Below are 24,160 nucleotides of genomic sequence, written 5' to 3' on the forward strand. Positions count from 1 at the left end.
AAAGAAATCGGAAATAACTTTCGGTAAAAATTGAAAAATTAACCTAAAAAAAGGTCAACCTATATCAGTATAATACATTCTTTGTATTCGATGTTTTGTGTAGCTAGTTCTTTGGTAAAAGTTTGATATGAAATTCCTTTTAAAACAAGTGTGAGCACTAAATAAGAACTGCTAATTATGAGTCCTAAATTATTATAAAAACGCCTTTTTTTAGATTCTTTTTTTTGACGCATTGCTAAAATCAACAAAATCAAAAACGGAATTGTATAAAAAGGATCTACAACAAAAACATTTTTAAAAGCCAATCGAATATCTAAAGGCCAAAAAAGTTGTGTTCCCCAAGTGGTTTGTGCATCTAAAATAGGATGCGTTAAAAAACACCAAAAGAAAAGCCAAGACCAATCTTTTACATTTTTATATTTTTCGAACTTGGTGACTAAAAAAGCCAAAATAGGAGCAAAGAGCACTGAGAAAAAGATAGAATGTGTAAAACCTCTATGCATTTCTAAAGCGGTTACTTTATCTGCAAAAAAATTGGCAAAAATATCTAAATCAGGAATTGTACCTGCAATTGCACCATAAAACATGGCTTTGTTGCCTATTTTTCTTCCTAAAACAGCTTCGCCTACTGCAGCACCTAAAACAATTTGCGTTAATGAATCCAACTTTTATGGGTATTATAATTAGTAACTTTTTCTAAACTTTTTTTCTACTGAAAAATTAATTAAGTTCATAAAATTGGCATGAACACCCAAGGTATTTTCTAATTTTAACTGCTGAATAAGTTTTGAAATCAAACCAGCATGAAACTGTAAATCTGGAATGGAAATATAATTCTCAAAAATATCACCAATGGTTTTGTAATACAGTTTCTCAAAAGTGTTTAATTCTGCGGGCTTTTCAGTTACATATTCGTAGGTATTTACGTCAAAAGACTCTAAAACATCGCCCACGTAATCTTTGTGCAATATCTGTGTTGGGTTTACAATATTCAATTCTTTTATCTGCGGATTTAAAAAAGCGTATAAAATTGCTTTCGAAACAAAATCTACAGGTACAATATTTAAACCACTTTTTTTGTCAATCCAAATTCTAAAAGCTTCTTTAGATTTTATTGCATATTTATCTAAAAAGATGGCCCAAGCATAGAAAACATCAAATTTTGGGGTTTCAAAGAAAGGTTTGTGAAGTAAACGACCACAAATAATACTTGGTCTTAAAATCTGAGAAGCTATATTTTTTTGTGTACAAGTTTCCTTCACAAAACGTTCGCTTTCGTATTTAGATTGCTCGTATGGATTTCTAAAATCGGTAACGGCATAGTTTCCGATAGTATCATTTACCTTTTCATTTTGTATGCCAAAAGAATACGCTGTACTAATGTATAAAAAACGAGTTACCTGTTTTGGTAACTGGTCTAAAAGCTGCTTGGTAACCAAATAATTTTGAGAGTGAACCGTTTTTTTAGAATCGCTTGTGCTAGATAAATTTGTAGAACCTGCACAATGTATTACCGTGTCAAAATTATAATTGTCTAACACTTCTTTGCTAATATTTGCTAAATCATGCGAAATTATTGTGACTTTTTCTAAACAAGTTTCCAAAGAAAAATCATTTAAAAATTCCGGACGAGAGGTGTCTTTTAAAATTGCCAATAAGCGTTGTTCGGCAGTTTTTTCGTTGGCTCTAATGATTACAAAAAGATGATTTACAGATTTTTCTACAATGGCTTTGTGCAACCATTCAAAAAGTATATGACTACCAACAATTCCCGTTACTCCAGTTAATAAACAATTCATATTTTTTTGATACGTGATTTAAAAAAAAAGTTGTCGTTAATAATCCGACAACTTTTTGTCTCTTTGATTGCCGTAGAAATCTATATTGACTAAAAAATTTACTGCGGAAATCTAACAGATATAGTACTTGAGAAATTCTCTTAAGTTTTTTATCCTTTGTAAAAAGGTAATTTTACTATGGTTGCCGGAATGGCTTTTTTACGAATTTGAATATGAATTTGTGTTCCTACTTTCGATAAAATTCTAGGAACATAACCCATACCAATCCCTTTTTGTAAACAAGGGCTCATAGTACCAGAAGTAACTACGCCAATTACGTTTCCGCTGCCATCTACAATATCGTAACCATGTCTTGGTATTCCTCTTTCATCCAAAGTAAAAGCAATCAAACGTTTTTCAGGTTTGTGTTCTTTTTCTTTTGCTAAAGCTTCTGAATTTACAAAATCTTTGGTAAATTTTGTAATCCAGCTTAAGCCTGCTTCAATAGGTGATGTTGTGTCATCAATATCATTTCCGTACAAACAATATCCCATTTCTAAACGCAAGGTATCTCTTGCCGCTAAACCAATTGGCTTAATTCCAAAATCTGCTCCAGCTTCAAAAACCTTATTCCAAATTTGTGCTACTTCTTCATTTTTACAGTAAATTTCAAAACCGCCAGAACCTGTATAACCGGTTGCAGAAATAATCACATTTTCGATGCCTGCAAAATCTCCAATTTTAAATTTATAAAAAGGAATGCTCCCCAAATCTACAGAAGTTAAAGATTGCATTGCTTCTACAGCTTTAGGACCTTGAATGGCTAATAAAGAATATCCTTCAGATAAGTTTTTTAAATCGGCATTAAATTCCTCATTATATTTAGAAATCCAATTCCAATCTTTTTCAATATTAGAAGCATTTACAACCAATAAATATTGATTTTCTTTAATTTTATAACAAATTAAATCATCTACAATTCCGTTTTCTTCATTCGGAAAACAGCTGTATTGTGCATCACCAATAGCTAGTTTAGAAGCGTCATTAGAAGTTACTTTTTGTATTAAAGCCAATGCATTTTCACCTGTAACCAAAAACTCACCCATGTGGCTTACGTCAAAAACACCAACAGATTCTCTTACTGTTAAATGTTCTGCTGTAACTCCTTCATATTGTACAGGCATATTATAACCAGCAAAAGGCACCATTTTTGCTCCTAAATTTGTGTGTATAGTATGTAATGCTATGTTTTTCATATATAGATTTCTATAAATTTCAGCTAAATTATTGAAAATAATGCAATAATCAATCACTAATAATCTGTTAATATTTTCAAGAAAAAAAGAATTATAATTACATTTGAAAAATATACCTAATATATTTTTATGAACCACTGTATAAAATTCATTTTTAGTGTACTTTTTGTTTTTTCCTTTTATGGATTTGCACAAGAACCAAGTGATTATTTGTCAAAAGATTTTCATAAAAATAGACGTGAAGTTTTACGTGTAAAAATGCCAGAAAATTCAGTTGCTGTGGTGTTTTCTAATTCAATAAGAAATAGGGCAAATGATGTAGATTATGTATTTCATCAAGATCCTAGTTTTTATTATCTAACAGGGTATAGAGAACCAAATGCGGTTTTAGTTTTGTTTTCTGAATTTCAAAAAGATGCTCAAGGAAATGAATATAATGAGATTTTATATGTTCAAAAGAGAAATGCTAGGGCAGAAATGTGGAATGGCAAACGTTTGGGCGTTGAAGGAGCAAAAAAGGACTTGGGTTTTAGGGTAGCATTAAATGCTGAAGATTTTCTGAAAAAAAACATCAATTTTGCTGATTTTTCATCGGTTTTTGTAGAAAAATTTAGAGACGATTTTAGAGATGCCAGAGGAGATAATGCAGATTTGTTTGACCTAGTTGCAAGTTTTAAAGATCAAACACATTATGATAAGCATATTAATGAAGACCCCAAAGTAGCCTACTTTAAAGAGATGATTGCCAATGTGCCAGAAAAAGATTTAGAGAATTTGGCTGTTAGAATTCATAGAGATTTAGAATCGAATCCGGAGTTAAAATCTGACGAACTTATTGTAAAATATGCCACTTCAGATAATCTTGCCATTAAAAAAGAATTGAAGCAAAAAATAGGTCTACAATTAAATGCAATTCCAAAGAATAATTTAGACCTGGTATTTCTGTCTAAAAATTTGGCAACCATGAGAGAGGTTAAAACTGCCGAAGAATTAAAACTTTTAACCAAAGCGGTTCGAATTTCTGCAATTGGTCAAATAGAAGTAATGAAAGCTATGAAACCACACATGTCTGAAACGGAATTGCAAGGAATTCATGAATTTGTGTATAAAAAATACGGCGCAGAATATGAAGGATATCCATCTATTGTTGGCGCAGGTAATAATGGTTGTATTTTACATTATATAGAAAATAATAAAACAAAAGTTGGTAATGAGTTGGTTTTGATGGATTTGGGTGCAGAGTACAGAGGTTTTACAGCAGATGTTACTCGTACAATTCCTGCAAATGGAAAATTCACTACAGCGCAAAAAGCTATTTATGATTTAGTTTATGAAGCGCAAGAAGCCGGGATTGCAAAATACACCATTGGTACAAGTATGAGATTGCCAAATGATATTGCTAGAAAAATTATAAATGAAGGTTTGTATAAATTAGGAATTATAAAATCTGTTGATGAATATCATTCATATTTTCCTCACGGAACGTCGCACCATATTGGTTTAGATGTGCATGATCCTGGAAATTATAAAAACTTTGAAGAAAATATGGTGGTTACCATGGAACCTGGAATTTATATTCCTGAAGGTAGTAATTGCGATAAAAAATGGTGGGGAATTGGTATTAGAATAGAAGATGATATTTTGGTGACTAAAAATGGTCCTATTAATTTATCTTCGGAAGCGCCAAGAACTACTGAAGAAATTGAAAAAATGATGGCAAAAAAGTCTGTATTAGATGATTTTGTTTTACCAAATTTAGATAAATAAATGAGTAAAGAACAACCCAATAATCCGTTACACGGAATAAAATTAGCCACCATGTTAGAGCAATTGTTTAAAGAATATGGTTGGGAAGAATTAGGAGATACTTTAAATATAAATGCATTTAAAAACAATCCTACCTATAAATCTAGTTTAAAGTTTTTAAGGACTACGCCTTGGGCAAGAGAAAAAGTAGAACAGTTTTACTTAAAAAACATGATTGATTAAGTAGTTTATTTGAAGATTCTCTTGTATTTTTAAATAATTAGAGAAAATAACTTACTAAATGTAATTAGATTTCTCTTGTTGTTGAAATGACAAGCATATTTTTAGACGTAATTTTAAACTTTATGAATTTTAAGAATGTCAGTTCGGGTGATTTCGATTTTTTCTATCGAAATTGTATCGAGAACTTTTTTAAACATGACATCTCCAAACAATTTTACTCATTTCAATCGTAAAACCATTCAAAGTGACAGCACACTTTATAGACGTTATATTACCCATTCCTATTCAAAAAACCTTCACGTATTCCGTAACGGAAGAGGAAGCTAATTTCTTAGAAAAAGGAATTAGAGTTGCCGTGTCTTTCGGAAAAACAAAGATGTATACTGGGTTGGTTTTAAATATACATACAACTGCACCAACGTTGTATGAGGCAAAAGAAATACATCAAATTTTAGATGAAAAACCGTTGGTTAATGAACTGCAATTACAGCATTGGCAATGGATTGCTTCTTATTATATGTGTTCTTTAGGCGAAGTTTTTAGAGCTGCTTTACCCTCAGCATTTTTGCTAGAAAGCGAAACTATTATTTATAAAAATGAAGCTTTTACGGAAGAAACGTTGTTGTTAGATGATGAGTTTTTAATTTATGAAGCTTTGCAGCATCAATCGCAATTAACCATACATCAAGTTGTAGCTATTTTAGGTAAGAAAAAAGTAATGCCAATTATTAATGAATTGGTAAAAAAAGCGGCAATTTATATTAAAGAAGAAATTTACGAACAATACAAACCAAAATTGATTAAATATGTTCGTTTGCATGCAGATTATGCTAGTGATGCTTCTTTAGAACAATTGATGGTAACCTTGTCTAGAGCTAAAAAGCAGCGAGAAGCTGTTTTAGGATTCTTTCAATTATCAACAGCAAAAAAACCAATTAAAGCAAAAGATTTAGAAGAAAAAACAGGGGTATCTTCATCCATATTAAAATCCTTAGTAGATAAAAATATTTTTGAGTTTTATCATATTCAAACAGATAGAATAAATTTTGAAGGATCTAAAAACGATTTAAAACAATTAAATGAATTTCAAGAAAAAGCACTTTCAGAAATAACAACATCTTTTAAAACCAACAATGTTACTTTATTTCACGGAATTACAAGTTCTGGTAAAACAGAGGTATACACAAAGTTAATTCAGGATGTTTTAGATGCTGGTAAACAAGTCTTATTTTTATTGCCAGAAATAGCTTTAACCACCCAAATAATAACACGTTTACAAGTCTATTTTGGAAAACAAATAGCGGTGTTTCACTCTAAATATTCCTTAAATGAACGTGTAGAAGTTTGGAATAATGTCTTAGAAAATCAAGCTAAAGCACAAATTGTTTTAGGGGCAAGGTCTTCTATTTTTTTACCCTTTTCTAATCTTGGTTTAATTGTAGTTGATGAAGAACATGAAACTTCTTATAAGCAATATGAACCATCACCAAGATACAATGCTAGAGATTCTGCTGTTGTTTTGGCGCATATTCATAAGGCAAAAGTACTATTAGGTTCTGCTACGCCATCTTTAGAAAGTTATTTTAATGCACAACAAAAAAAATACGGTTTTGTAGCATTAAATAGGCGTTTTGGAAATGTACAATTGCCAAAAATAGAATTGATAGATCTTAAGGAAAAGCATAAGAAAAAATTAATGAATGGTAATTTTTCTGATAGATTATTGCTGTTAATTAAAGAAGCCTTAGACGAAAAAGAACAAGTTATTTTATTTCAAAACAGACGCGGATTTTCGCCAGTTGTAGAATGTAAAACCTGTGGCGTTTCTCCTCAGTGTCCCAATTGCGATGTTAGTTTAACGTTTCATAAATTTAGGCAAGAGTTGCGTTGTCATTATTGTAATTACCAGCGTGCAATGCCAAATTCTTGTGGCGCTTGTGGTAAAGCAACTTTAGATACTAAAGGTTTTGGAACAGAACAAATAGAATTAGAATTAAAAGCATTATTTCCAGATTTTGTTGTTGGCAGAATGGATTTAGATACCACGCGTGGAAAATTTGGTTATCAGAAAATTATAGGAGCTTTTGAAGCTAAGGAAATAGATGTTTTAGTAGGGACTCAAATGTTGTCTAAAGGCTTAGATTTTAATAATGTTACCTTGGTAGGAATTTTAAATGCCGATGGGATGTTAAATTTTCCAGATTTTAGGGCGCATGAAAGAGCGTATCAATTAATGGTACAAGTTTCCGGTAGGGCAGGACGTGCAAAAAAACAAGGTAAAGTAGCTATTCAAACTTTTAATCCTTATCATCAAATTTTGCAGCAAGTATCAGAAACCAATTATACAGCCATGTTTAAAGAGCAGTTGCAAGAGCGATGGCAATATAAATATCCACCGTATTATAGGTTGATAAAAATTACCTTGAAACACAAAGATTATAACAAAGTAGAGGCAGGAGTTAATTGGTTGGCAAAATCGCTACAGAATTCATTTGGTGAGTTTGTTTTAGGACCAACTGCGCCGGCAGTTAGTAGAATTCGGAATCAATATATTAAAAATTTGGTGATTAAAATTCCGCCTAAACAATCACTAAAAAACACAAAAAATCAAATTCAAAAAATTAAAAACACGTTTGAATCTGTGAAAGACTTTAGACCTATTCGGTTTATCATAGATGTAGATGCTTAGTTTTTTATCAACCTATAGAATACGTAATATTTCAATATAAAATAACACTATTTTGTAGATTTGATTAAAATTTTTCTTTCAAATAATAACAGGGAATTCAACTTTAATAGCAATCATTATTAAAATGATTTGGAATTAAGGCAAAAGTGTCTCTATCTTAGTACACCAAATTTATTTAAAAATGATAAAAAAATCATACCTAAAGCTGTTTATTGTGCTGATATTGAGCGCTTGTGCTACTTATAAACCCCAATACAAAGACGCATCTAATCAACAAAAATTTCCAGATAAAGAAATAAGGCATTCTTTTTATTTAATTGGAGATGCTGGGAATTCTCCAATCGGAGAAATATCAAAAACATTAACCGCTTTTAAAACAGCATTAAGCAAAGCTTCAGAAAATAGTACTGCAATTTTTTTAGGAGATAATATTTATCCAAAAGGTTTTCCTGATAAATCAGATAAAAACCGTGCTTTGGCAGAGCATCAAATGGAGATACAAACGGCAGCTAGTTCAGAATTTAAAGGAAAAACTATTTTTATTCCTGGTAATCATGATTGGTATAGCAATGGGTTAGAAGGTTTAAAAAGACAGGAAAAATATGTTGAAAAGGCTTTGGGTAAAAATACTTTTTTACCAGAAAATGGTTGTCCTATTGAAAAAATTCATATTTCAAAAGATATTGAGTTAATTTTAATAGATAGCCAATGGTATTTAACCAACTGGGATAAATATCCAACCATAAATGATGATTGTGATATTAAAACCCGTGTTGCTTTTTTTGATGAATATAACAGTCTTATTAAAAAATCTAGAGGTAAAACTACCATTGTTGCAGTGCATCACCCAATGTATACAAATGGTTCTCATGGAGGTCAATTTAACTTTGCCAGCCACATGAAACCTTTGCCAGTATTAGGAACATTAAAAAATATTATTAGAAAAACAAGTGGTGTTGCTAATGTAGATATTCAAAACAAACGTTATAATGAGTTTAAAAAACGTTTAATAACACTTTCTCAAGAAAATAAAAAGGTAATTTTTGTTTCTGGACATGATCATAATTTACAGTATTTAATATCTGATAATTTACATCAGATTGTAAGTGGTTCTGGATCTAAAGTTTCAGCCACAAGAAATGTTGGTGGCGGACAGTTTTCTTATGGAGTTCCTGGTTATGCACGGCTAGATGTTTTTAAAGACGGATCTTCATACCTGCGTTTTTATCAAACAGAAAATAACAAAATTGTTTTTGAAACAGAGGTGTTAAAACCTAATGAGAAGAAAACGTTTACTACCTATCCTAAGAGTTTTCCAAAGGAGAAATCAGCATCAATTTATACAAATGAAGAAACCAAAAAATCTGGTTTTTATAAATATTTATGGGGAGAACGTTACCGAAAATTATATAGCACGCTAGTAACAGCGCCAACGGTAAATTTAGATACCTTGTATGGTGGAGTTACTATTGTAAGAAAAGGTGGTGGTAATCAATCAAAATCATTAAGACTTAAAGACAAAAATGGTGCAGAATATGTAATGAGAGCACTCAGAAAAAATGCAGTACAATATTTACAAGCTGTAATGTTTAAAGATCAATATATAGAAGGTAAGTTTAATGAAACAAGTACAGAAGATTTAATTTTGGATGTATTTGCAGGTTCTCATCCCTATGCGCCTTTTGTTATTGGAGATTTGTCGGATGCTGTGGGTATTTATCATACAAATCCTATTTTATATTATATTCCAAAACAAAATGCGTTAGGAGGATATAATAGTGAGTTTGGAGATGAACTTTACATGATTGAAGAACACACTTCAGAAGGTCATAGTCACTTGGCCAGTTTTGGCTTTCAAGATAAAATTATTAGTACAGAAGATGTCATGAAAAAACTTCATAAAGATGAAGATATTGTAATTGATGAAAGCGCATATATAAGAGCTAGATTGTTTGATATGTTAATTGGAGATTGGGACAGACACCAAGACCAATGGCGTTGGATTGAGTTTAAAGAAAATGGCAAAAAAGTATACAGACCTTTGCCTAGAGATAGAGATCAGGCCTTTTCTATAATGTCTGACGGTGCTTTGTTATCTGCCGCTGTTGCTGTAATTCCAACAGCAAGATTGTTACGTAAATATAGTAATGATTTGGTAGATGTAAGAGGAGTAAATGTAGAACCATATCCTTTAGATATGGAGCTAATTCAAAGAGCAACTAAGGCAGATTGGGATGCAGAAGTAAAAGTGCTACAAAATGGAATAACAGATGCTGTAATAGAAAAGTCTTTTTTAAATTTTCCGCAAGAAGTACGCGATAAAAACTTGAAGGATATAAAGCAAAAATTAAAAGCAAGAAGAACTAATTTACAAGCTATTTCTGATAGGTATTTTGAGTTGATTAATAAATTTTCTGTAATAAAAGGAACCAATAAGGATGATTATTTTACCATAGAATGTTTAAATAATGGGAAAGTAAAAATTGTGGGAAATAGAATTAAAAAAGGTAAAAAAGCTGATGTTTTTCACCAGAGAACCTACAACAAAAAAGACACTAAAGAAATATGGATTTATGGCTTAGATGATGATGATGTTTTTGAGGTAAAAGGTAAAAATGACAAGATAAAAATTAGATTGATTGGAGGTCAGAATAACGATACCTATATGGTTCCAGAAGGTGGTAAAATTGTGGTGTATGATTATAAAAGTAAAAAAAATGATGTTTCTAAAGCTAAAAAAGCAACCTTAAAACTTACAGATTCTTATAAAACCAATGTGTACGATTATAAAAAATTAAAAAATAATACCAATCAAATAATACCAACGTTGGGTTCTAATCCTGATGATGGTTTTAAATTAGGTATTAGTAATACGTATACTGCTTATGGTTTTGAGCGCAATCCGTTTACCTCTCAGCATACAGTGGCAGCGTCTTATTATTTTGCTACACAAGGGTATGAATTAGATTATAAAGGAGAATTTGCACATGTTTTTGGGAGGCTAAATTTAGGATTGGATGTTCATTTTAACAGTCCTAATTATGCTATTAATTTTTTCGGTTTTGGAAATAGTACTGCAAATCCAGAAGCCGATGAAAACGATGGTTTTGATACAGATTTTAATTATAATAGAGTAAAAATAAGAACATTTAAAGTTATGCCTTCGTTAATTTGGCACGGACAATTAGGAGGATATTTAAAGGCAGGTGTTTTTTATGAATCTAATGAAGTAGAACGAACAAACGGACGATTTATAAATCAATATATTGGAAATAATAAGGAAGTTAATGATGATTTCTATGGTTTAGATGCCGTTTATCAGTTTGAAAATAAAGACAACAAGGCGTTTCCAACTTTAGGGATGCAGGTAGATTTGCAAGTAGGTTATAAAAATAATATAGATTCTAATAAAGGATTTGGTTATGTAATTCCTGCATTGGGTTTCGATTACAAACTAGTTGCTAGCGGTCAAGTTGTTTTAGCAACAAATTTTAGAGGTCATTTTAATTTAGGAAACGATTTTGAGTTTTATCAAGCCGCAACTTTAGGAGCAAATACAGGATTAAGAGGGTATAGAAACGAACGGTTTACAGGGAAAACAGCCTTTGTACAATCTACTGATATTCGTTGGAATTTTAAGAATTTAAAAACAGGTTTACTACCCATTAATTTAGGTATTTATGGAGGTTTAGATTACGGACGTATTTGGATTGATAACAGCCTTGTAGCAAACCCTAGCTTTAATAAAGACAATTGGAACACTTCCGTTGGTGGTGGTTTTTTTGTAAATATGGCGGGCATGATGACAGCAAACGTATCTGCTTTTAATAGTGATGATGGAATGCGATTTGCCTTTAAATTAGGTTTTGGTTTTTAGAAAACGCATCTTTTTTTAATGATTTAAATATTCTAAAAGAAACAATCTTGATAAGGTTGTTTCTTTTTTTGTAATACTATTTGTATATAAAATACAATAATTAGTAAATCTTTATAATTAATTCCTATTTATTTAACCTAATTTAGCCATATTAAATTTTTAGATGGTTCTTTTTTAGTTTATCGAAACTTTGCTTTCTTCATTTTTTAATAAACGAAGTTCAGTGTATATAATCTGAATCGTGAATGATTTTCAATACTATTGTGAAGAACGTGTATAAAATAGAAGCTATTTTATAAGTATTTCATTATTATGATTGAAAACTATAAATGATATAAAAAAGAAATACCATCGATACTCCAAAATTTTCAAGAGAAATTCATCCAGACTTTGCAAAAACATTAAGAAAAAGAGTAAAAAATTATTTTAAAACTCAGAAAACAACTAGAAACGCCAATGCAACTATGGTGATAAAAACTGTTTTTATGTTGAGTTTATTTTTTTTACCATTAATTTTACTTTCTTCAGGAATCGTAAATAACGTATGGGGATTATTTTCTTTATATATTCTTAGCGGATTGGGAATGGCAGGAATAGGAATGGGTGTAATGCATGATGCTATTCATGGATCTTATTCTAAAAATAAAACAATCAATACTATTTTAGGGTATAGTTTTAATATGATTGGTGCCAATGCAACGGTTTGGAAAATTCAACACAATATTTTACATCATACGTATACCAATATAGATCATGCAGATGATGATTTGAACGCGCCTTTTTTCTTGCGTTTTTCGCCACACGCAAAGCATTATTGGGTACATCAATTTCAGCATATTTACATTTGGTTTTTTTATAGTATTTCTACTATATCTTGGATTACTACAAAAGATTTTGTTCGTTTAAAAAGATTTAGAGACATGGGATTTTTGAGCAAAAAAAATGAATACAAAAAAGCACTCATTAGCATGTCTGCTTGGAAATTATTATATTATTCTTATGCATTGGTTTTGCCAATGATATTGTTGCCTTTTTCTTGGTGGATTATTTTATTGGCCTTTATAAGCATGCACATGGTTACAGGTATTTTGGTGAGCGTTGTTTTTCAAATAGCGCATATTATGCCAGATAATGAGTTTCCTTTGCCAGATACAAATGGACAAATGAATAATAATTGGTATGCACATCAATTTGAAACTACCTGTAATTTTTCTCCAAATAGTAATCTTTTATTTTGGTTGCTTGGTGGTTTAAATTACCAAGTAGAGCATCATGTTTTACCAGATGTTTGCCATGTACATTATAAAAATCTTACAAAAATTATCTCAGAAACGGCACAAGAATTTGGCATGCCTTATCATGTTAAAAAATCGATGTTTCAAGCGATTGTAGATCATACAAAAATGCTTAAAATGTTAGGTAAAAAAGAAGAAGTAGTCTTGGTTTAATACTGTGTTTCTATCGTTTTTAAATAATAAACAACATCTAACATTGATGAGAACATGTTATTTGCCAATGTAAATCGTGGATCATTTTTGTCTTCGGGAATTACAATAGTGTGCATACTAGCGGCCTTTGCAGCAATTAAACCAGTTACACTGTCTTCTAAAACCAGGCAATTACCTGCATTAACCTGAAGCAATTTTGCTGCTTTCAGATAAATAGCCGGATGTGGTTTTCCGTATGCTTCATTGTCTGCACTACAAACAACATTAAAATATTGCGCAATATTTAGTTTGTTAAAAACGGCGTTAATTATAAGTTTACTAGAAGAGGTAGCTAGGGCAATTTTAAAGTTGTTTTTAAATAAATAATCTATCAATTCAAACAAACCTTTTTTAGCTTTTCCTTTTTGGGTAATTAATAGCACTACAGCAGTAATAATTTCTTGTTCTAATACTTTAGGATCTATTGGTAATTGATGTAATTGACACCAGGTTAAGGCAACATCGTCAATTCTTTTACCCATGGTGTATTTAATACAGTCTTCTATTGAAACGGTAATATTATAAGTAGATAAAATTTCTATTTGTGCTTGTCTCCAAAAAGGTTCAGAGTCTATAATAACACCATCCATGTCAAATATAAATGTGTTTAAAGTCATTAAATGCTAATTAAATAATTTTTTTGATACATTTTATTATAAATGTCTTTACTAAACATATAGAGTTGTGCTGGTTTTTTTGAAACTCCAATTTGTTTTTCATCTAAGGGCACAATATACTTTTTATTGATTAATTTCCTTCTAAAGTTCCGGTTATCTATTTCGATGCCCAATATAGATTGATATACTTCTTGCACTTCATTGATGGTAAATTTATCTGGTAAAAGCTCAAAAATTATAGGTTCATGCAAACATTTTGTTTTTAAATCTTCATACGCTTCTTGTATAATTTTTTTGTGATCAAAACCTAAACTTGGTAAGGTAGAGTATGGAAACCATTTTGCTTCATATTTATTATTGATTACATCAATGTCTTCTGTTTTTAATAAAAAGTAATAGGCAATTGTAATGGTTCTAAAATTGAAATCCTCATTTTTAATCCAAAGAACATCTTTTTTATTCATTAACCTGTTCGGGTCTCCAAAAGCTTTAAATTGTTTTTTATAGAGGTTGGTTAAACCTGTTAATTCTTTTAAAACTCTAGAAGCAGCGTCATCTAACGTTTCACTTTCGTATACATGATATCCTGTTAGTACATAATCATCAACAAGAACTTCATTGCTAGTTTTTGCTTTTAAATATCTTTTAATTAATAAAACATTCAATGATTTTGTATCGGTATCATAACCAAAAACAACACAATCTACCGATAAATTTGGGACTTTATTAATTTCCATAATATAATTTAGGATGTAAATTTACATTAATATTTTAAAAACAACTAATAAACGTTAAATGCACATTAATTGATGGTATATCTTTGATTTTATCTAATGGAATAGAAAAAAATATTTCTTTTCTATTTCATAATAGTGTACAAACTACTATGTATACATTCAACTAGTATCAATTTTGATTGTTTTAAGGATTATCTTGAATATATATTTTTTTAGAGTTTGTATTGTTTTTTTATATACATTTGTACAACAAACGTCATTTTGACGTTTTATTAAAAGGTTTTCAATTAATAGCGATCATTTATTTAAAACAGAGATAATGAAAAGAACAGAACACCATTTAAGACAACGTACTTTATGTACCTCAAAAACTACCGAGCAAATAAATTTGCGTACACTAATATTAAGTATATTCATTTTATTTGCATTTCAAACAATCGATGCTCAAGAGAATAATACCAAAGAAGAATATCAGGCATATACACTTGGTAGGCATTTAAAAATCATGCATTTATGGCATGGATTTGTTGTGCACTCAGGAGAATTATTTGCAACTAATTTAGAACACAATTTTAAAAACAGTAAATTTACTTTAGGTGTTTTGGCTATCGCTAGTTTTGAAGGTGTAGAGGTTTGGAATGAAACTACGCAACGATATGTTAAAGCAAATTACAAAGAATTTTCAATTTATTCTTCTAATCGTTTTAACGAGGTAATTCTTTAAATAAATAAATAAAATCATGGAAAATATAATTAAATTAAATCAAAAGAATTTAGGAGAAATTAGCACTAAAATAACTTCTCCTACTTATGACAGAACTAAGATAAAAACAGGTATTGTACATGTGGGTATTGGTGGGTTTCATAGATCGCATGAAGCGTTTTATACAGATCAATTACTACACAACAATTCACAATCTGATTGGGGAATTTGTGGTGTTGCATTGCTAGATTTTGATACTAAAATTTACAACATATTAAAAGATCAAGACGGCTTATATACTTTGATTATAAAAGAATTAGATGGTTCGTTAACAAAACAAATTATCGGTTCTATGGTAGAAGTTTTATTTGCACCAGAAAGCCCTAAAAAAGTCATTAAAAAAATGGCGAATCCAGAGGTTAAAATCATCAGTTTAACCATTACAGAAGGAGGTTATAATTACAATGAAGCAACAGGAGAATTTAATTTTGAAAACCCTTTAATTCAGCATGATTTAGAAACTCCAAATGCTCCTAAAACTATTTTTGGCTATTTAACACAAGCTCTAAAATTGCGTAAAGAAAATGGTATAAAAGGTGTAACCATTCAATCTTGTGATAATATACAAGGAAACGGACATATGACCGAAAAAATGTTGTTAAGCTATGTAAAAGTAGCAGCACCTGAATTAGTTTCATGGATTGATGAAAACGTCTCATTTCCGAATGCTATGGTAGATAGAATTACGCCAGCAACATCTGCACTAGATATCGAAAAATTAAAAGAAACTTCAGGTTTAGATGATGGTTGGCCAGTAGTTTGTGAGCCTTTTAAACAATGGGTTATAGAAGATAATTTTGCAGCAGGAAGACCGGCTTGGGAAACCGTAGGAGCACAGTTTGTAAAGGATGTTGTGCCCTATGAAAAAATGAAATTAAGTTTACTAAATGCAGGCCATTCTGTATTGGGTATTTTAGGCGCATTATTTGGATATTCAACCATTGATGAAGCCGCAAATGATGCAGATATCAGTTCGTTTCTAAGAATATATATGGGAAATGAAGTAACACCAACTTTAGGTGATTTAGAAGGAGTAAACTTAAAAAATTATAAATTCTCATTAATCCAAAGATTCGGAAATACCTATATCAAAGATCAAATTGAAAGAATTTGTTCTGAGAGTTCCGCTAAAATTCCAATTTTTATTTTACCTACAGTTTATGCTCAATTAGAGCATAATAGAACAATAAATCATGCTGCATTTATCATTGCTGCTTTTGCAATCTATAGTGTTGGCGTAAATGAAAATGGTTCGCAATTAATGATAAAAGATGCTATGGAACCTGTGTTAACTGAAAAAGCAATTCTATCTAGAAATAACCCAAAAGCATTTTTAGAAATAGCATCCATTTTTGGCCAACTTAAAGATTCGAAAACGTTTTTAGAAGCTTACACTTCTTCTTATCAAGATATTGTTAAAAATGGCATAGAGAAATCTGTAAAAGATATAAATAGTACAGTTTTAAATAAAATTTAGATGGCAAATATTACATGTTTTGGCGAAGTGCTTTGGGACGTGTTTCCTACGCACAAAAAAATAGGAGGAGCTCCTTTAAACGTAGCTGCTAGATTACAAGACTTTGACAACTCCGTTACAATGATTAGTAGAATTGGAGATGACAAAAGAGGAACTAAAATTTTAAAATTTTTTAAATCCAAAGGAGTAAATACGGATGGAGTTCAAGTTGATAAAAATTATAAAACAGGAAAAGTAAAAGTAATGTTGAACGCAAAAGGTTCTGCATCTTATGATATTATGTTTCCAAGAGCTTGGGATAAAATAGCATTGACCGAGCAAGCGAAAACAATTGTATCTAATTCTGAAGCTTTTGTGTTTGGTAGTTTGGTGGCTAGAGATGATGTTTCTAGAGGCACACTTTACGCGCTTTTAAAATTGGCAAAATATAAAATTTTAGATGTGAATTTAAGAGCACCATATTATACAACAGCGGTGCTTAAATATTTAATTAATCAAGCTGATTTTGTAAAGTTTAATGACGATGAAATATTTGAAATAGCGAAAGAATTAGGAGCAACATCGCAATCTTTAGAACAAATAATTAAGTTTGTTGCAAAAGAAACCAATGCAAAAACCATCTGTGTAACCAAAGGTAGTCATGGTGCTATTTTATATGTAGATAATACATTTTATTATAATGGTGGTTATCAAGTAAAAGTTGTAGACACAGTAGGAGCGGGAGATTCTTTTTTGGCAACTATTATAACTCAATTATTAAATAATACAGCACCACAAGATGCACTAAATTTGGCATGTGCTGTTGGGGCAATTGTAGCTGGTAGTGAAGGTGCAAATCCAGAAATAAGGAAAGAAGATATTGATAAATTTATCAATTCTTAGTATAAAATTAATTTCCCCCGAAGCATTTTTTTACAAGATATTTCTGGAATTAAAAAAAGATTTGAATCAACAAGACTAAGTTTTAAATTACTTAGTAAGATTCAAATCTTTTCCATTTTAGGGAAAATCAATCCTATTTACTATTGAAACTGCTAATGAGTTTTTTTATTCTCTAAAATTTAGAATAGCACCAAATTGACCAACAGCCATATTTTCCGATGCTTTTTTTGCTCTATTTGCAAGCGCTCCTTCAAACAAAGAATCTATGGTTTTATGCCATAAAGAAACCCATTGTTTAAAATGATGTTCACTAATAGAATGGTTTAAATTTTTGTCTACAATTCTATGTTTCATCGTAGGGTTTCCTTTAAAACAATTCTCACCAAAAAGAGCAGTTACCCAAAAATCTGTTAACTTTTCTAAATGTGCAGGCCATTGTTCATTCTTTATATGACTATTAAAAATAGGACCTAACAGATTATCAACTCTTATTTCATCATAAAAAGTGTGTACCAATAAACGGATATCTTCTCTTTGCTGTATTTGTTTCATTATAAATATTTTTAGAAGCCATGTATCCCCGAGGCAAGACCTCGAGGATTTTTTATGTTTAAATGGACGTATTTTTTCTTTTGTAATTGTATACCGTTTCAGAAATAGTAAACCAACAGAAGTAAAAGATACCTATAGAGAAAATAATGTCTCCTATCATTCTTAGCCATTTTAAGGTTTGAACTACCGGAGAATAAAGTAAATCTGCATCTCTAGCAAAAGAGTAACCTTTTGTAATTGAGGTATACGCCTGAATGATTCCTATGGGTAGCAAACTGAAAAGAACCATGGCTACTAAACCAATATTTAAAAGCCAGAAAGCTCTTTTTAGTTTTTTGTTTTCCCAAATTCTGTTGGAATAAAAACGTAAACAAATTAGAATAAATCCCATTCCTAGCATTCCATACACACCAAATAATGCTGTATGAGCATGCACAGCCGTTGTATTTAAACCTTGAATATAGTACAATGCAATTGGCGGATTAATTAAAAACCCGAATACTCCTGCGCCAACAAAATTCCAAAAAGCTACAGCTATAAAGAAAAAGATAGGCCATTTGTATTTTTGCATCCATTGTCTACTTTTTAAAAGATTCCAGTTTTCTCTAATTTCAAATCCCATCAATGTTAACGGAACAACTTCTAATGCACTAAAAGTGGCACCCAAAGCAATGGCTTGAATAGGAGTACCAGAATAATACAGATGATGTAAAGTTCCGATAATTCCGCCCGCTAAAAATATAGTTGCAGAAGCTACAGAAACTCGGCCAGCAGTTTTGGTTGAAATGATTTTCATTCTAGAAAAAATAAAAGCAATTACTACGGTTGCAAAAACTTCAAAAAAGCCTTCTACCCATAAGTGTACAAGCCACCATCTCCAATAATTAATTACGGGTAAACTACTGTTTTCTCCATACATTAATCCAGAGAAAAAGAACATACCAATTGCAATTACAGAAACTAATAAGATAATAAGTAGTTGTTTAGAATCATCATTTTTACGGATTCCGTGCATAATATGTCTTCCAACCATAACAACCCATAAAACCAAGCCAATACCAAGAAATATTTGCCAAAACCTACCCAAATCCATATATTCATATCCTTGATGTCCAAAGAAAAAGTTGGTAGTTAAATCTAAAAATTGATGTACTCCTAACCATTCTCCTAACATAGAGCCTAATACAATTACAAGCAATGCTATGAATAAGAAGTTAATTCCAAAATTTTGAAATTTCATTTCTTTGCCAGAAATCATTGGGGCTAAAAATAAACCAGTAGCCAACCAAGTTGCCGCAATCCAAAAAACAGCCAATTGTGTGTGCCAAGTTCTGGTAACAGCATACGGCAAGTAATTGGCTAAATCAAAGCCAAAAAAAGCTTGTCCTTCAACAGTATAATGTACAGTAATAACACCTAAAACAACTTGTAAACCAATTAAAAGTGAAATAACAATAAAATACTTTAATACTGCTTTTTGTGAGCTGTACAGTTTCATTCCTGTTAACGGATCACTTTCTGGTTTTGAAATTAATTCTCCTTTTTCATGATTTCTTAAATAGTAAAAAGTAAGAATTCCGATAAATAAAAGTAACAATACAATAGATAGTCCAGACCAAATTAAGGAGTCTTTTGTAATAAGGTTATCAATTAAAGGTTCGTGCGGCCAATTAGAAGTATATGTGTATTCTTTTTCTGGTCTGTTGGTACTTGCTGCCCAAGAAGTCCAAAAAAGAAAAGCATTTAATTGTTCTAATTTAACAGGATCTGTTAATGCCCCTTTTGGGATTGCGTATTCTGCTTTTCCATCAGAAAAAATAGAGGTATAATGCGTAATATTTGCTTTTATAGCCGCCAATCTTTCGTTTGAAATAGAAATTGTTTTGGTGCTTTTGTTAAAGGTATTTGTTTTAATATCTTTAATTAAACGAGCTTTAATAGCAGCTTTCTTTTCTACATCTAAATTGTTGTAAGCTGTTTTAAAATCTGTTTGAGCCCAATATTCTAATAAATAGGTGGCTTCTCTATGAATCCAATCTGCGGTCCAATCTGGCGCTACGTAACTACCATGACCCCAAATAGATCCAACTTCCATACCTCCAATAGATTCCCAAACATTCTGTCCAATTTGAATGTCTTCTTTTGTGTAAAAAACATCTCCAGAATCTTTTACAATTACTTTATCTGGAATGGGTGGTTGTGTCTGGTATACTTCTGTACCTACCCAAATTAGTGCTATAAATGAAAGTGTTACAACGCTAATAAATGCGATCCAAGTTTTTCTCATGCGTTCTATTAATTTTGTAGAGTTTGCTCTAGTTCAACTCCTTTTTTAAATAAAATATTATTTTCTAAATGAATGTGTTTGTGCAGGTCTTCTTCAAATTCTTGTAGTAAAGAAAAGGACACTTTATAAGTGCTACATGCATCTTTTGGTGGTGTGTAATTATTAGACAAGTCAGATATTTTTCTAAATCGATGCCCTTCGTTATCATGTTCTTCATGCATCATTGCAATAGGGCTTGTTACACTGCCAAATTGTGGACTAGAAACAGTGGTTTTATTTCTTTGTGCTACCGCTAATTTTTTGAAATAAGGAAATAAAATTAGTTCTTCTTTTTTCATGTGCATGGTTAGTTCATTAGCACTTCCTGTAAATAAATTGTTAATTTCTAATAGCTCTGGATGTCTGCCGCCATGTACTCTGCAAATTTTATCGAGGTATTGTTTAATTTCAGGTATTTTCTTTTCAACATATTTATGATGTTTGTTGTAAATATAATCCGAAAGAAAATCGATGTCCCATGTTTTATAATCGTTGGTGTCCGTTTCAGTTTCAAAAGAACTTACTAATTGATGTATTAATTCGGCTTCATTTACATCATCAGCAGCGCAAACAGTTGCTATACTTCTATTGCCGTTACAGCAAAAATCGATGCCATAAGATTTAAAAATGGTTGCAGCTTTATAATTTTCTGCCACAATTTCACTTACAAGAGTTTTATTATTAATTTTCATTCTTGGTTGTTTTAATTATCATTAATTATTTTAAAAGTGATGTTATTTATCTTTTTATTTAACATTATTTGGCACGCTAAACGACTATTGTTGTCTGTGTTGTAAACACTATTGAGGGTTTTAATTTCATTGGGTTCTATGGGTTCTTGTAAAATTCCTTGTGTTATTTTTACATGACAAGTTCCACACAATCCTCTTCCTTTACATTCTCCAAATTCTTCAGGATAAGTATTTGCAATCAGTGCCATTAAACTTGGGTATTGGTGTTTGGTAAATGCCAAATGAAATATATCATTGTAAGTATCTGTGACAGTTACTCTAAACACCTGGTTTTCTTTCATTTTTATAGTGGTTTAGAGGTTTTTAAATTGGTGGTTTGCAGTTTGTTTAGTTGTATATTTCCAAAAGTTAAAAGACAGGCAACTTTTGTAATTTCAAAGAATACAATTACAAAATGTAAATTGCTTTTTGGTACTTGTATGTTTTGTATGATTAACGTTGCTCTTTCATCTAAAACCGGCAACAACCATAATGTTTGTAATAGCACAGTTAAAATTATGGTAGAAACAGTAAAGGTTTCTGTTGATTCTAGCTCTTTAAAATTGATGATAAAACTTATAAAAAGGACAAGAGAAAAGAAAATTTCTACTCTATTTAAAGCAGCAAAAACGAGCTTGCCAATTCCCAAACCTAAAGGGATTGTGATGTTTGGCGCCTGAAATTTTAACCAAGCTTCCATAAAACTTATAGAACAGACAAAACCAATCCAAATTAATGTAATAATAATTACCGTTTTTTTCATAACATATAAAAGGGTCTTTTTATCCTTTATTATTTTAATTTTTTTTATCTTTTTAAAAAGAATAATTCAGTATTCATATCTTTAACAATCATTGCTAATGTGGTGTTTTCTAACATTTCTTTAAGTTTGTCTCTTACTTCAACAAATTGAAAGTGTAGGGGACAGGGCGAATCTTCATTACATTTTTTAAGCCCTAATCCACAACTTGTATAAATTGAATCACCATCTAAAATCTTTACCACATCACTTAGTTTAATAGTATCCATTTTAGAACTTTCAATAGTAAAGCCTCCATGCGGACCTTTAATAGAACTTACAATTTTAGCACGTGTAAGTTGTTGTAATACTTTTGCTGTAAAAGCTTGTGGAGAATTTATAGCATCAGATATTGATAACATACCTACTTTTTCATCTTTAGTGCTCTGTTGAGCAATATAAATGATTGCTCTAAGACCATATTCGCACGATTTTGAAAACATATTAATTATAATTTGGCAAATTTAATACATATTTTAAAAGAAGACTAACTTATCCTTTATAAAATTTATTTTATTTTAGAAGTGTTCTAATTTTATATAAATGACAGTATAAAAGTAGTGCAGACAATGGGTACACACACAAATATAAACGTAAAGATAAATGAATATTATGTATTAAATACGTTAATTAGATTTTTGTTTAATCATTTTTAAACAAGTAATAGGCATCTAAAACTTCATTTTGTTCTATTCTATCTTCTTCTGTAATTTTTATAATTTTTGATAATATTTTATTGTATTCTTCTGTATTTACTTTTTTAGAAGCTTCAGAAACTATAGGAATTAAAGCGGTATAATCAAGTTCATCTAGCATATTATTATGCCATTCTTTTCCTTCAAGAACAGGTGTTAAATAGTTAATAGCTAAGGCTAAACTTTTTTTACTGTCTGTTTCATAGTGCCACATATCTATGCCAATTTTATCTGCAATTACGGCAATATTTGCAAGTGCTTGCAAGTTAAAACAACTGTAAAAAAAAGGTCTAGTTCTTGCTAATTCAAGAGGCTGTCCGCCTTTATCATCTAGCATATTGTCTAAGCTTTTTTGTGCCAATTGTACCGTTTTTTTTGTTAATGTGGTATCACCTAAAAACAAACCTAAAGAGGCCACTTGATATTTATACCAAGAACCATGATTGTTCTCTTGCTTACTTCCTTTTATGCCAAGGTCGCTTTCTTTTAACCAGGTTAAGTACTCAGAAAACCAATCTGTAGTTATTTCTTGATGGCTATTTAACCAGTGTTTAGAAGTAGATAATAGATGAATTGCATCTGGCACAAACCTTACAATAGTGCGGCCATCTAAAATACCAGAAGGTCTTCCTATAGCAATACCAGGTACACTTTGTGCAAATTCTAAATGCGGATTCATAAGTGTATTGGGGTTTATAAACCAAGTTTCAATCATGCTAATTGCTTTTTGAGCATACATTTCATTATTTGTAAAATAGTAGGCTAAACTAAGTGTCCAAACTCCTTTACTCATAACACCTAATCTTTTTCTATCTACATCATCTGTTTGCGTTATTGGGTTGGTTAATCCGTCAAATTTGGTCCAAGGTAAACCGTCTTTATAATCTGGATTTGGCCACCAATATCTACTAATACTTAAATAATCATGTTTGTCTCTGGTAGGCGGAATTAGCGTTTTATGCATCACCGTTGGGTTTGGAGATTTTAACAGTACATCTGCTTTGCTTATTAGTTTTTGATAGGTAATACGTGTTTCTATTGATGCGGTTCCGTTGGCAATCATTTTTTTTGTTTTTGCCAAGCTCAAGGAATCTAAACCTATAAATGAATTTGAAAATGTTGTTGCACTTAAGAAACAAATAATTATAAGTGAAAATATGGTTTTTTCCATTTTTATCATCAATTAAACTTTTAGGTGTTATTGAATCCAAAAATACATATAAATTAAATGTTTGTCTAAAATTATGATTGAAAAGAAGTAAACTAGGTGTTTTCTGTTGTTTTTTATCTTTAAATGTAAACAAATTATTTAAAGTTATAAGTATTTAAGTTGTTAAAAGTTTTTCTAATTATCTAACAATGGTCCGGGTCTGGCTTTTTAATTCTTGCTTACGGACTAACACTTGTAGAAAATAATAAATATTTTAATTACTCCATGTATTTAAACCTTTTTGGAGTACTTTTAATAGTCATTAATTGTTATTATTACAACGCCATACCGTCTT

Annotated in this window: 19 protein-coding genes and 1 pseudogene; 8 read left to right on the top strand and 12 right to left on the bottom strand. The window is 30.7% G+C overall.

From position 1 onward, the window contains the following. Positions 1-80: 80 nt before the first annotated feature. The 3 genes and pseudogenes from ACSHW5_RS09840 to gcvT form a co-directional block, all read right to left on the bottom strand. Positions 81-665: pseudogene (locus tag ACSHW5_RS09840) on the bottom strand (metal-dependent hydrolase); the annotation flags it as partial. A gap of 18 nt (positions 666-683) precedes the next feature. Beyond that, entirely contained in the window at positions 684-1,799 is a 1,116-nt protein-coding gene (locus ACSHW5_RS09845; RefSeq protein WP_435675957.1) for an SDR family oxidoreductase, read from the bottom strand. A gap of 149 nt (positions 1,800-1,948) precedes the next feature. After that, positions 1,949-3,034 carry a glycine cleavage system aminomethyltransferase GcvT gene (gcvT, locus tag ACSHW5_RS09850; RefSeq protein ID WP_435675958.1) on the bottom strand — a complete coding sequence of 362 codons (1,086 nt, stop codon included), beginning with the start codon at positions 3,032-3,034 and terminating at the stop codon, positions 1,949-1,951. A 129-nt stretch (positions 3,035-3,163) separates the two neighbouring features. On the opposite strand from gcvT, the gene ACSHW5_RS09855 reads away from it, so the two are divergent. The 5 genes from ACSHW5_RS09855 (at position 3,164) to ACSHW5_RS09875 (ending at position 13,037) form a co-directional block, all read left to right on the top strand. Next, complete coding sequence (locus tag ACSHW5_RS09855) at positions 3,164-4,801, top strand: aminopeptidase P N-terminal domain-containing protein (protein ID WP_435675959.1); 1,638 nt, start codon at positions 3,164-3,166, stop codon at positions 4,799-4,801. After that, entirely contained in the window at positions 4,802-5,023 is a 222-nt protein-coding gene (locus ACSHW5_RS09860; RefSeq protein ID WP_435675960.1) for a VF530 family DNA-binding protein, read from the top strand. 244 nt (positions 5,024-5,267) lie between these two features. Further along, positions 5,268-7,712, top strand: coding sequence for a replication restart helicase PriA (gene priA, locus ACSHW5_RS09865; protein WP_435675961.1), 2,445 nt, complete (start codon positions 5,268-5,270; stop codon positions 7,710-7,712). 181 nt (positions 7,713-7,893) lie between these two features. Next, on the top strand, positions 7,894-11,589 hold the full coding sequence (locus ACSHW5_RS09870; RefSeq protein WP_435675962.1) for a metallophosphoesterase: 3,696 nt from the start codon (positions 7,894-7,896) through the stop codon (positions 11,587-11,589). A gap of 485 nt (positions 11,590-12,074) precedes the next feature. After that, positions 12,075-13,037 (top strand): fatty acid desaturase family protein, encoded by a 963-nt coding sequence (locus ACSHW5_RS09875; protein ID WP_435675963.1) that lies wholly within the window; start codon positions 12,075-12,077, stop codon positions 13,035-13,037. Here ACSHW5_RS09875 and hxpB read toward each other — a convergent pair. Further along, complete coding sequence (gene hxpB / locus ACSHW5_RS09880; RefSeq protein ID WP_435675964.1) at positions 13,034-13,693, bottom strand: hexitol phosphatase HxpB; 660 nt, start codon at positions 13,691-13,693, stop codon at positions 13,034-13,036. The two genes, ACSHW5_RS09875 and hxpB, sit on opposite strands and share 4 nt — an antisense overlap. Further along, entirely contained in the window at positions 13,693-14,430 is a 738-nt protein-coding gene (locus tag ACSHW5_RS09885; protein ID WP_435675965.1) for an NUDIX hydrolase, read from the bottom strand. Before ACSHW5_RS09885 ends, hxpB begins: the two co-directional genes overlap by 1 nt. A 319-nt stretch (positions 14,431-14,749) precedes the next feature. Between ACSHW5_RS09885 and ACSHW5_RS09890 the strand changes: the two genes are divergently transcribed. From ACSHW5_RS09890 to ACSHW5_RS09900, 3 genes are read left to right on the top strand one after another with little or no spacing between them, the layout of a single operon-like run. Then, the gene (locus ACSHW5_RS09890; protein ID WP_435675966.1) at positions 14,750-15,154 is read left to right on the top strand and encodes a hypothetical protein; all 405 of its coding nucleotides are present in this window, start codon (positions 14,750-14,752) and stop codon (positions 15,152-15,154) included. A gap of 16 nt (positions 15,155-15,170) precedes the next feature. Continuing rightward, the gene (locus tag ACSHW5_RS09895) at positions 15,171-16,670 is read left to right on the top strand and encodes a mannitol dehydrogenase family protein (protein ID WP_435675967.1); all 1,500 of its coding nucleotides are present in this window, start codon (positions 15,171-15,173) and stop codon (positions 16,668-16,670) included. Continuing rightward, on the top strand, positions 16,671-17,552 hold the full coding sequence (locus ACSHW5_RS09900) for a carbohydrate kinase family protein (RefSeq protein WP_435675968.1): 882 nt from the start codon (positions 16,671-16,673) through the stop codon (positions 17,550-17,552). 165 nt (positions 17,553-17,717) lie between these two features. On the opposite strand, the gene ACSHW5_RS09905 is transcribed toward ACSHW5_RS09900, so the two are convergent. The 7 genes from ACSHW5_RS09905 to ACSHW5_RS09935 all read right to left on the bottom strand — a co-directional run bounded on the left by ACSHW5_RS09905 (position 17,718) and on the right by ACSHW5_RS09935 (position 23,826). Further along, complete coding sequence (locus tag ACSHW5_RS09905; RefSeq protein WP_435675969.1) at positions 17,718-18,104, bottom strand: group III truncated hemoglobin; 387 nt, start codon at positions 18,102-18,104, stop codon at positions 17,718-17,720. A 58-nt stretch (positions 18,105-18,162) separates the two neighbouring features. Next, positions 18,163-20,391, bottom strand: coding sequence for a nitric-oxide reductase large subunit (locus ACSHW5_RS09910; RefSeq protein WP_435675970.1), 2,229 nt, complete (start codon positions 20,389-20,391; stop codon positions 18,163-18,165). An 8-nt stretch (positions 20,392-20,399) separates the two neighbouring features. Beyond that, complete coding sequence (ric, locus tag ACSHW5_RS09915; protein WP_435675971.1) at positions 20,400-21,122, bottom strand: iron-sulfur cluster repair di-iron protein; 723 nt, start codon at positions 21,120-21,122, stop codon at positions 20,400-20,402. Between the two features lie 11 nt (positions 21,123-21,133). Next, positions 21,134-21,463 (bottom strand): 2Fe-2S iron-sulfur cluster-binding protein, encoded by a 330-nt coding sequence (locus ACSHW5_RS09920; RefSeq protein WP_435675972.1) that lies wholly within the window; start codon positions 21,461-21,463, stop codon positions 21,134-21,136. A 2-nt stretch (positions 21,464-21,465) separates the two neighbouring features. After that, positions 21,466-21,924, bottom strand: coding sequence for a hypothetical protein (locus ACSHW5_RS09925; RefSeq protein ID WP_435675973.1), 459 nt, complete (start codon positions 21,922-21,924; stop codon positions 21,466-21,468). A 44-nt stretch (positions 21,925-21,968) separates the two neighbouring features. Beyond that, positions 21,969-22,403: an RrF2 family transcriptional regulator gene (locus tag ACSHW5_RS09930; RefSeq protein ID WP_435675974.1), complete on the bottom strand. Its 435-nt coding sequence runs from the start codon at positions 22,401-22,403 to the stop codon at positions 21,969-21,971. A gap of 199 nt (positions 22,404-22,602) precedes the next feature. Continuing rightward, positions 22,603-23,826 (bottom strand): alginate lyase family protein, encoded by a 1,224-nt coding sequence (locus ACSHW5_RS09935; RefSeq protein ID WP_435675975.1) that lies wholly within the window; start codon positions 23,824-23,826, stop codon positions 22,603-22,605. Positions 23,827-24,160 lie beyond the last annotated feature (334 nt).

Source organism: Polaribacter sp. (assembly GCF_051251875.1).
Lineage (GTDB): Bacteria > Bacteroidota > Bacteroidia > Flavobacteriales > Flavobacteriaceae > Polaribacter.